Below are 10,073 nucleotides of genomic sequence, written 5' to 3' on the forward strand. Positions count from 1 at the left end.
CCCAGCCGTGCGCGGCTCCCGGACGGGCCGACGGGGGCCGGCGGCCCCTATGGCCAGTGCCGCGTCAGCCAAGGTTTGCCCGTAAAGGAGCGGCGTCAGGGCGGTGCGTGCCGGGCGTCGCGACGGGGCGGACCTCGGCTGCCGCGGCACTAGCTGCCGACGCCGGTGAAGTAGTTCTGCAGGCCGGGGATCTTCAGGGTCCCGCCGAACTGGCCGGCCTGGGTCACCTTCACCTTGGTGAAGAACGCGAACGGCACGTTCAGCGGCGGCGGGGTCTCGGGGCTGAAGGTGATCGGGATCAGACCGAAGAGGTTGCCCTTCAGCTCCTCCGTGTACATCGTCACCTGGCCGTCGCGGATGGTCGACGTCGAGCCGCTGCGCGCCTTGACGTGGCCGGTGGCGCCGACCGGACCCGTCGTCAGCTGGTGCAGGTCCTTGATGTCGATGGAACTCGCGGTGAACTTCAGCGCCTTCTTGACGCCGCCGTCCGCCGTGCGCACCTCCACGATGCCCTTGTAGTCCAGCCCGTTGAGCGTCAGCAGCGACGACTCCAGGATCCACGGATCGGTCGGGAGCAGCGGGACGCCCGGCTCCATCTCGGCCGCGGCGAGCGCCTCGGGGTCGGGCGTCGGACACGGGAAGCGCGGCTTGGCGCCGTCCGGGATGTCCTCGTCCTTGACCGGGTCGAGGCCCTTGACGTCCTCGTCCAGCTCCTCGACGGCCTGGCCCGCCTTGCCCGCGGCCTCACGGATGGCGTCGGCGGTCCTGTCGGCCGCCTCCTCGGCCGCGTCCTTGGAGTCCTTGGTGTCCTTGGTGTCCTCCGCCGGTCCGGGAGCCTTGCCGACGGCCGGGTCCCCGGCCTTGTCCGCCGGTCCGGTGGTGGCGCTCGGCGACGGGCCCGGCTCCTCCTTGTCCGGGATACCGAGGAGGTCCTTGAGCGCGTCACCGACGCCCAGGGGGTCGAGGGGGTTCTTCGACTTGGCGGGCGTGGGCGTCGCGTCGGGCGTCGCGCCGGCCTGCTGCCCGGCGGTCCCCCCGGACGCCCGGCCCTCGGCGGAGGCGCTCGGGCTCTCGGTGGGCTTCGGGGCCGTGGTCCCGCCCGTGTCCGGCTTGTCGTCCTCCCCGGCCTGCCCGTCCTCGCCGGCGTCGCCGGTGGCCGTGGCGCTCGGGCTCGGCGTCGCCTCCGGCTCGGGGGATTCGCTCGGCTCGTCGGAGCGGGTCACGCACGGGCCGGGCGCGAAGGGGATGTCGGGGTTGTCGTCGGCCAGGGCGAGCCTGGGGGTGAGCCCCATGCCGACGAAGACCGCGGTCGGCATCGCCGCGAGGGCGAAGGCCTTCTTGCCCGCGGGCAGGTGAAGCTTCGTCAGCAGCGACTTCCTGGGCGCCGCGTGGCGGGGCCCGACTCGCGCCCGGGCTCCTTCCCCGGCCGCTTTCGGCTCTGTCTCGTCACCCCGCACGATTCCCCCCGTCGACCTGGACCCTCGCGTCGAGGTCCACCGGCTGCGGCGGAACGGTCGCCGTCGCGTGCTCCTCGTCCGGTACGTGCTCCGCCTGTGCGGGCACACCGGCCACCGCCTGCGCCCGGCCCTCGTCGCCGTCCTCGGCCGCGGGCTCGCCGGGTGCCCAGGAGATGGAGAGCGCTCCGCCGATCAGGGCGAGGAGGAAGCCCATCACGAAGCCGCCGATGTTGGCGACGGGGATGGAGATCAGTGCCAGCAGGATCGCCGCGACCCCGGCGAACACCCGGACGATGTGGTGGAACCACATCGTCAGGCCCAGGGTGACCAGCAGGACCCCGATGATCAGTGAAGCCGCGCCCGCCGTGGTGGACATCGCCAGCGTGACGTTGCCCAGATGCATGTTGGCGTACGGGAAGTAGGAGATCGGAAGACCACCCACCATGGTGAACAGTCCCGCCCAGAACGGCCGGTTACCCCGCCAGGTGCGGAATCCCCGCCGAATGACGGTGAGGTGGTGCTCGTTCTGCCCTGTGGACTCGGGGCTCATGGAAAACAGCTCCCTGGAACCGGTACTGCTGTGAGAAGAGAAGGGGTGGGCGGCCGGAGCCGACGACAGGCGCCCCGGCCACCCTGACGGGTGCTTAGTAGCACTCCTTGTCGGTGCCCTTGTAGAGGCGCAGCTTCAGACCGCTGAGGTTGAAGGTGCCGGCCGTCGTGGCCCACGCCTTCTGCTCGACCTTCTTCAGCCGGGCCTCCTTGGCTCGCTGCGAGAACCCGTTGGGGTTGGCCGAGGTGTTGGGCTGGATGCCCGTGGTCCCGTCCTTGCTCCCCGGGAACTTCGTGAGGGAGCCCGCCGCGACCCCGATGTCGATGTTCTTGAACTCGGCGTCGGCGTCGAGCTGCGACACGTCGAGGTAGAGGTCCTTGGCGTAGACGCGGTCATGGCCCTTGCCGCCCGCCTCCAGCCGAAGGGTGACGTTGCCCAGACCGAAGGGCAGGTCGGGCGTGACGACCGACTGGCACATGTTCGTGATGTAGGCCTCGCTGAAGCCCGACACCGCGACCGGGGCGTTCATGTCCTTGCCGTCGAGCGTCTTGCCCGAGGCCACGCTGCCGTACTGCACGAAGTTGTAGCCTTCGAGCTCGGTGGCCTTGACCTTGAACTCCTGCCCCGACACGCTGAACGACGCGGCGAGCGCGCCCTGTGCCAGGCCGACACCGACTGCGGCGGTCGCGGCGACGCTCGGCACCATGACCAGAGCGAAACGCTTCCATCTCGTTCCACCGCGAACTTGGGAACTCATTCTTTTCCTCCTTCTCGGACGTACATCTCCGGTGCGGGCATCGTGCCCGTCCTGGGATGGGAGAAGTGCTACGTCCTCGGGAAGGAGAGCGCCCGGACCGGAGGCGCGTACCGCTTCCGAGTCACCGGCGATCACCCCCGAGCGACAACCACTGGCCGCGCGTCTGCGCAGATGTGTATAAGAGACAGGGACCCAACAGGCCGCCGGCGCCGACCGGCTGTCGGGCTGACGGCTATTGGACCGAGCGTGGCCGATCGTGGTGCATTCACGGCCGCGACACAAGGGGGGTCGTTACTCACTAGTAACGGGGTGATAACCGGGGCACGACGGGGCGATACCGGACGGACACACAGGGTGGCGCCGAAGAGGCGGCCGAACGGGGCCATTGCCGCACGTAACCGGACAGAGCACTGAGGGCGATTTACTGCGAGTAACAGCTCGTTCGAGTGTCAAGATTTGGTAAAGCGATGACGCCGATTGTCGCCCATCCGCGAAAACGGCCGCGGCACCCGAGGGGGCACCGCGGCCGTGTTGTCACATCAGAACAAGACGCGCGCCAGAGCCGTCCGCGCGGCGGTGACCCGGGGGTCCTCGGGCCCGATCACCTCGAAGAGCTCCAGCAGACGCACCCGTACCGCGTCGCGGTCGTCACCGAACGTGCGGCGGACCGTCTCGACGAGGCGCCCGAAGGCGTCCTCGACGTGTCCGCCCACCAGGTCCAGGTCGGCGGCGTCCATCTGCGCGGCCGGGTCGGCCGGCTTCTCCGCGGCCGCGGCGCGGACCTCCTGCGGGTCGACACCGGCGACCCGGCGCAGGAGTTCGGCCTGGGCGAGGCCCAGCTTGGCCTCGGTGTTCAGCGGGTCGTCGGACAGGACGTTCCTGTACGCCTGGACCGCGCCGTCGAAGTCGTTGGCGTCCAGCGCCTGCGCGGCGGCCTCCAGCAGGGCGTCGTACGGACCCGCGGGCACCTCGGCGGGGGCGCTGCCGGCCGCACCGGCCTCCGCGTCGACCACGAGCCCGGTGAGGCCGAAGCGCTCCTCGCCGACCTGGATCAGCTGGTCCAGCGTCTGCCGGATCTGGCTCTCCGGGGCGGCGCCCTGGAAGAGCGGGAGGGCCTGCCCGGCCACGACGGCGAAGACCGCCGGGATGCCCTGGATGCCGAACTGCTGCATCAGCGTCTGGTTGGCGTCGACGTCGACCTTGGCCAGCACGAAGCGGCCGTTGTACTCGGTGGCGAGGCGCTCCAGGAGCGGACCGAGCTGCTTGCACGGTTCGCACCACTCGGCCCAGAAGTCGATGACGACCGGGACTTCGGTGGAGCGCTGGAGGACGTCGCTCTCGAAGCCCGCCTCATCGACGTCGATCACCAGGGAGGACGGGGACACCCCGCCACCGCCTCCGGTGCGGGCGGACTCGGCGCGCGCCTGCTCCGCCTTCGCCTTGGCCTCTCCGGCCGCCTTGACAGCGGCGAGGTCGACGACGCCGCTCATGGACATGTTCCTAGGCTGCATGCGTACATCCTCCCCCCTGGCACCACCGTTGCGAAAAGCGATCCACGAACCGCGTCCGTCCACTGCCGCACCGGAGTGCGCGACGGGCGGACGGACACGGTCCAGGGGCCCTGAAAACCCCGCTGTCGCACCGGGTCCCCACCCGGCGCCTGTGGTTGTCTCTCGGCCGTGGCGCGAACCGGCGGGCGCACCGCCGTTCTTACGCTACGACCCGTAGCGTAACTGCCCGTACCCCCTTCCGGGCAAGACCCCCCGGTGATCTGTCTCACGCGTTCCGGGGCCGGTCAGCGGTACTTACCGGCCGGTATGGTCACCGCATGCCGAGCCACCGCCTCACCGAACCCGCCCGGTCGGGACGCCCTCGCAGTGCCGCGGCCGACGCCGCGATCCTGGAGGCGACCCGCGCCTCGCTGGTGGACCTCGGCTGGTCGAAGCTGACGATGGGTGACGTGGCGAGCCGGGCGGGGGTGGCCAAGACGACCCTCTACCGCCGCTGGGCGGGCAAGAACGAACTGGTCGTGGACGCGGTCGCGGTCCTCTTCGACGCACTCGAACTGCCGGACCTGGGCAGTCTGGCGGCCGATGTGCAGGCGGTGGTGCTCCAGTTCGCGGCGCTGCTGGAGCGCCCGGAGACCAGGACGGCGCTCATGGCGGTGGTGGCCGAGTCGACGCGCGACGAGGCGCTGCGGGACCGGAGACGCGGATACGCAATTCGATCGTGGCGCGGCAGAAACGTCTCGTCCTGCAGGGCCGTGAACGCGCCCAGCGGCGGGGCGAACTGCCCGTCGAACCGGACGCGGAGGTGGCTGCCCGGACGGCCGACCTGATCTTCGACGTGATCGCCGGCGCGGTGGTCCACCGGACCCTGGTGAGTGCCGAGCCCGTCGACGCGGCCGGCCGGGGCCCCCGTCCGGGCCGTCAGAAGCCCGGCGGCTCCGTGTAGACGCCCCACTCGTCGCGCAGGACCCCGCAGATCTCGCCCAGGGTGGCCTCCGCCCGTACCGCCCGGAGCATCGGCTCGATCATGTTCGAGCCGTCACGGGCGGCGGCCAGCATCTCGTCCAGCGCGGTGCGCACGGCCGTGTCGTCGCGGTGCTCCTTGCGGGCCGCGAGCTCACGCACCTGGTCGCGCTCGACCTCGTGGCTGACCCGGAGGATCTCCAGGTCCCCGGTGACCGACCCGTGGTGGGCGTTGACGCCGACGACCCGCTTGTCGCCCTTCTCCAGCGCCTGCTGGTAGCGGAAGGCCGACTCGGCGATCTCACCGGTGAACCAGCCGTCCTCGATCCCGCGCAGGATGCCGGAGGTCATCGGCCCGATGGGGTGCCTGCCGTCCGGGTGGGCCCGGGTGCCGCGCTCCCTGATCTGCTCGAAGATCTTCTCGGCGTCCGCCTCGATGCGGTCGGTGAGCTGCTCCACGTACCAGGAACCGCCCAGCGGGTCGGCGACGTTGGCGACGCCGGTCTCCTCCATGAGGACCTGCTGGGTGCGCAGGGCGATCTCGGCCGCCTGCTCCGAGGGCAGGGCCAGCGTCTCGTCCAGGGCGTTGGTGTGCAGCGAGTTGGTACCGCCGAGGACGGCGGACAGCGCCTCGACGGCGGTGCGTACGACGTTGTTGTACGGCTGCTGGGCGGTGAGCGAGACCCCGGCGGTCTGGGTGTGGAAGCGGAGCCACTGCGCCTTGTCGGTCTTCGCGCCGTACACCTCCTTCATCCAGCGCGCCCAGATCCGGCGGGCGGCGCGGAACTTGGCGATCTCCTCGAAGAAGTCGAGGTGGGCGTCGAAGAAGAAGGAGAGGCCGGGGGCGAAGGTGTCGACGTCGAGTCCGCGCGAGAGCCCGAGCTCCACGTAGCCGAAGCCGTCCGCCAGGGTGTACGCCAGCTCCTGCGCGGCCGTCGCCCCGGCCTCGCGGATGTGGTAGCCGGAGACGGAGAGCGGCTTGTACGCCGGGATGTCGCGGGCGCAGTGCTCCATCAGGTCGCCGATGAGGCGCAGATGGGGCTCGGGCTGGAAGAGCCACTCCTTCTGCGCGATGTACTCCTTGAAGATGTCCGTCTGGAGCGTGCCGTTGAGCACTCCGGGGTCGATGCCCTGGCGCTCGGCGGCGACCAGGTACATGCAGAAGACGGGGACGGCGGGCCCGCTGATCGTCATCGAGGTGGTGACGTCGCCGAGCGGGATGTCCCCGAAGAGGACCTCCATGTCGGCGGCCGAGTCGATCGCGACACCGCAGTGCCCGACCTCGCCCAGCGAGCGGGGGTCGTCGGAGTCCCGGCCCATCAGGGTCGGCATGTCGAAGGCCACGCTGAGTCCGCCGCCGCCCGCGGCCAGGATCATCTTGTAGCGCTCGTTGGTCTGCCGTGCGTTGCCGAAGCCGGCGAACTGGCGGATGGTCCAGGTGCGGCCGCGGTACCCCGTGGGGTACAGGCCGCGGGTGAAGGGGTACTCGCCGGGCCAGCCGATCCGCTCGAACCCCTCGTACGCGTCACCCGGGCGGGGCCCGTACGCGGGCTCCACCGGGTCCCCGGAGAGTGTGGTGAAGTCCGCGTCACGCTTGCGGGCCTTGTCGTAACGGGCCTGCCAGCGGCGGCGGCCTTCCTCGATCGCGTCAGCGTCCATACCTCGAATTTACTAGGACGTCCTACTATCTGTCGATGGCAAACCGCCCGGTGCTTTCGCACGGGGCGGTCGCGGGGTGCGCCCGCTCGGCGCGGGTCAGGCCTTCACGGGCTGTGCGGTACCGTCCGCCACCAGCGGGGCGACCTCCCGGACGACCTTGCGCTCGACGAAGAACGCGGCCGTCGGGATCGTGCCGGAGACCAGCACCCAGAGCAGTTTGCCCATCGGCCACTTCGCCTTGGATCCGAGGTCGAAGGCGAAGACCAGGTAGATGATGTAGAGCACGCCGTGGATCTGCGAGACCACGAGGGTCAGGCCCTCACCCGTGTCGAACCCGTACTTGAAGATCATGCAGACGCAGAGGATCAGCAACATGACGGCGGTGACATAGGCCATCACCCGGTAGCGGGTCAGGACGCTGGGTTTCATGGCATCGAGCCTAACCGGGCGGCCGGGGCGATCTTGCAGCACCCCGGCCCGTGCGGTGCCCGTCACCCCGGCCCGCTCAGCCCTTGTCCTCGAAGTCCTGCGCGGCCACCCGCAGCGGGCGCAGCATCGCGAAGATCTCGGTGCACTCCTCGTCGTCGTACGCCCCGAGCCCGAAGTCCATCGCCATCAGGTCCTCGGTCGCCGCCTCGACGACCTCGCGGCCCTTGTCGGTGATGGAGGCGAGGGTGCCCCGGCCGTCGTTGGGGTTGGGGCGCTTGGCCACCAGCCCGGAGCGCACCAGCCGGTCGACCGTGTTCGTCACGGAGGTGGGATGCACCATGAGGCGCTCGCCGATCTTGGACATCGGCAGCTCGCCGGCGCGCGAGAAGGTGAGCAGGACCAGCGCCTCGTACCGGGCGAAGGTCAGTCCGTACGGTTTCACCACCGCGTCCACCTCGGCCAGCAGGATCTGCTGCGCGCGCATGATCGAGGTGATGGCGCCCATGGAGGGCACCGGCCCCCAGCGGCGCTGCCAGAGTTCCTCTGCGCGGGCGATGGGATCGAAGGAGAGGCTGAGCGGCTTCGGCACGGCACGACCTTACCCACTGGTCACATGATGGTCAGCCCCGTCTCGCCCTTCGGTACCGGATATCTGTTCTACGGATGTCCTGCGGACCTCCAGGACGACCAGCAGGGTGCACACCGTCCCCAGCACCCCGGAGCCGGCGACCACCTGGTGGACCGGGAGAAACTCCGCGGCCAGCCCGGCGAGGGCCATGCCGATGCCCTGGACCGTCATCAGCCCTGCGGTGAGCAGGGTCATCGCCCTGCCCAGCAGCGCCTGGGGCACCGCGCGGACGAACCACTGGTCGAGCCCGATGACGTACGCCGCCCCCGCCCCGGCCAGGACCAGGGCCGCCACGGTGAGCACCGCGCCGGGGCGCAGCGCGTACAGCGCCAGGGGCAGCAGTCCGGCGGCGGCGACCGGCAGCACGATCCGGGAGCGGGCGCGGGGGCCGAGCGCGGAGCCCACGGAGAGCTCCGCCCCGATGTGGCCGACGGCCATCGCGCACATCAGCAGCCCGAGCCCGGCGGGCCCGACGCCGATCGCCTCCGCGTACGGGGCGGCCAGGGCCTCCGGCGCGACCACGAAGAAGGGCGGTACCCAGAAGAGCAGCAGCAGCGCCCGGATCCGCCGGTCGGCGAGGACGTCGCGGGCCCCAGCCAGGGAGTCCCCCATCAGCCGGCCGCCTCCGGCCCGCCCGGAGCGCGCCGGCCGGGACCGGGTGCCGAAGCGGAGCAGCGCGGCCGAGCAGCAGAACGTCCCGGCGGTGACGGCGATCGCCCCGCGCGGCGACAGGGCGGCGAGCAGCACCCCGCCGGCACCGAAACCGATGAGCATGGCGCTCTGCGAGACGATCCTCAGCAGCGACCGGCCCAGGACGTAGAGCTCGCCCTCGCCGAGGACTTCGGTGAGGGCGGCCGTCCGCGTCCCGGTGAAGACGGGGGCCACGGCCGCGACCAGGCAGCGCAGCGCGAGCAGCCCGCCGACGGGGGTGCCGGGCAGCACCATCACGGCCGCACAGCCGGCGCAGACCAGGTCGCAGGTGACCAGGACCCGGCGGGCGGGGTACCGGTCGGCGACCCCGGCGAAGAGGGTGCCGCCCACGATGTAGGGCAGCAGGCCGAGCGCGAAGGTCAGGGCGGACAGCAGGGGCGAGCCCGTCAGGTCGTACACCAGGACGGTGAGGGCGAGTTCGCTGACGGTGACGCCCAGCAGCGAGAGCAGGTGCGCGGCGAACACCGCGCGGAACTCCCGTACGGCGAACACGGCCCGGTAGCCGCCGGACGCGGGCGTGCCTCCGGTGCCCCGGAGCTCCGGCACCGGGCTCGGGTCCGGCCGGGCCGGGGGCTCCGGGGCGAGGGCCGGGGACGGCGCGCCGGGGGCGGGGGGCGGAGGGGGTGTGCCCGCCCGGGGGCGGTCGTCGCTCGGCATACGGGCAGCCTGCGGTGCCGGTGGGGTGCGGCCGTAGACTTTCGGCCCACGCCGAAACTCCCCGGGGCCGCTGTGCCGTTCCACCTCCACTTCGACGAGAGCGACCTGCTGCGCTGCCGCTTCGCCCTCTCCCCGCTCTGGGAGACCCAGGAGGCGGTGCGCACCCTGGGACGTCCGGGCCGGCACGGCTACCACCTGCCCTGGCTGCGGAGGACGGCCGCGGGCGCCGCCGGACTGGACCTCACGCCGCTGTGGCGGCTGATGCCGGACGGCGGGCACAACCCCGACTTCGTCTGCCCGCCTCCGCTCGGGCCCCTCGCCTCCTTCGAGGAGGAGATCGCGGCGGTCCGCGCGGTCGACCCGGCGGTCGCGCGGGACGACATCGAGCGGACCCTCGCCGACGTGCCCGGCGGACTGCGCTCCCCCGCCGGGCGGCGGATGCTGGCCGATCCGGCGCGGACGGTCCGTGAGCTGGCGGATCTGCTGGAGCAGGCGTGGCGGGTGCTGGTCGAACCGCACTGGCCCCGCCTGCGCGCCCTGCTGGAGGCCGACATCGCCCACCATTCGCGGCGGCTGGCCGAGGTCGGCTTCGAGCGGCTGCTCGGTGAGATCAGCCCGCAGCTGCGCTGGGCGGACTCGACGCTCACCGTCACCGGCACCCGGGGCGACCACGCGCGGGTGCTCGGCGGGGAAGGGCTCGTGCTGATGCCCAGCGTCTTCGTCTGGCCGGACGTCGTCGGCGGGTACGAGCCGC

General features: G+C 71.6%; 9 protein-coding genes and 1 pseudogene. 2 read left to right on the forward strand and 8 right to left on the reverse strand.

Translation table 11 applies throughout. From position 1 onward, the window contains the following. Positions 1 to 149: 149 nt before the first annotated feature. From IH13_RS0131645 to IH13_RS0131660, 4 genes are all read right to left on the reverse strand, one after another. Positions 150 to 1,457 carry a hypothetical protein gene (locus IH13_RS0131645; RefSeq protein ID WP_031089768.1) on the reverse strand — a complete coding sequence of 436 codons (1,308 nt, stop codon included), beginning with the start codon at positions 1,455 to 1,457 and terminating at the stop codon, positions 150 to 152. Continuing rightward, positions 1,447 to 2,007 (reverse strand): DUF6114 domain-containing protein, encoded by a 561-nt coding sequence (locus tag IH13_RS0131650; protein WP_031089770.1) that lies wholly within the window; start codon positions 2,005 to 2,007, stop codon positions 1,447 to 1,449. The genes IH13_RS0131645 and IH13_RS0131650 overlap by 11 nt, the downstream gene beginning before the upstream one ends. A 94-nt stretch (positions 2,008 to 2,101) precedes the next feature. Continuing rightward, positions 2,102 to 2,764: a DUF6230 family protein gene (locus IH13_RS0131655; protein ID WP_234433469.1), complete on the reverse strand. Its 663-nt coding sequence runs from the start codon at positions 2,762 to 2,764 to the stop codon at positions 2,102 to 2,104. A gap of 539 nt (positions 2,765 to 3,303) precedes the next feature. Continuing rightward, positions 3,304 to 4,275 carry a tetratricopeptide repeat protein gene (locus tag IH13_RS0131660; RefSeq protein ID WP_082317787.1) on the reverse strand — a complete coding sequence of 324 codons (972 nt, stop codon included), beginning with the start codon at positions 4,273 to 4,275 and terminating at the stop codon, positions 3,304 to 3,306. A 317-nt stretch (positions 4,276 to 4,592) separates the two neighbouring features. Here IH13_RS0131660 and IH13_RS39065 point away from each other — a divergent pair. Next, positions 4,593 to 5,218: pseudogene (locus IH13_RS39065) on the forward strand (TetR/AcrR family transcriptional regulator). On the opposite strand, the gene IH13_RS0131670 reads toward IH13_RS39065, so the two are convergent. From IH13_RS0131670 to IH13_RS0131685, 4 genes are all read right to left on the reverse strand, one after another. Continuing rightward, positions 5,194 to 6,894, reverse strand: a complete 1,701-nt coding sequence (locus IH13_RS0131670; RefSeq protein ID WP_031089777.1) for a coenzyme B12-dependent isobutyryl-CoA mutase large subunit — start codon at positions 6,892 to 6,894, stop codon at positions 5,194 to 5,196. The pseudogene IH13_RS39065 and the gene IH13_RS0131670 overlap by 25 nt on opposite strands. A 96-nt stretch (positions 6,895 to 6,990) precedes the next feature. Beyond that, the gene (locus tag IH13_RS0131675; protein ID WP_031089779.1) at positions 6,991 to 7,323 is read right to left on the reverse strand and encodes a DUF3817 domain-containing protein; all 333 of its coding nucleotides are present in this window, start codon (positions 7,321 to 7,323) and stop codon (positions 6,991 to 6,993) included. Between the two features lie 76 nt (positions 7,324 to 7,399). Next, complete coding sequence (locus IH13_RS0131680; RefSeq protein WP_031089781.1) at positions 7,400 to 7,912, reverse strand: MarR family winged helix-turn-helix transcriptional regulator; 513 nt, start codon at positions 7,910 to 7,912, stop codon at positions 7,400 to 7,402. 9 nt (positions 7,913 to 7,921) lie between these two features. Further along, complete coding sequence (locus IH13_RS0131685) at positions 7,922 to 9,319, reverse strand: MFS transporter (RefSeq protein ID WP_031089782.1); 1,398 nt, start codon at positions 9,317 to 9,319, stop codon at positions 7,922 to 7,924. A 72-nt stretch (positions 9,320 to 9,391) separates the two neighbouring features. On the opposite strand from IH13_RS0131685, the gene IH13_RS0131690 reads away from it, so the two are divergent. Then, positions 9,392 to 10,073, forward strand: a 682-nt coding sequence (locus tag IH13_RS0131690; RefSeq protein WP_031089784.1) for a DUF5937 family protein, incomplete at its 3' end; no start/stop codon positions are given.

This window comes from Streptomyces sp. NRRL WC-3549, assembly GCF_000721935.1.
GTDB lineage: Bacteria > Actinomycetota > Actinomycetes > Streptomycetales > Streptomycetaceae > Streptomyces.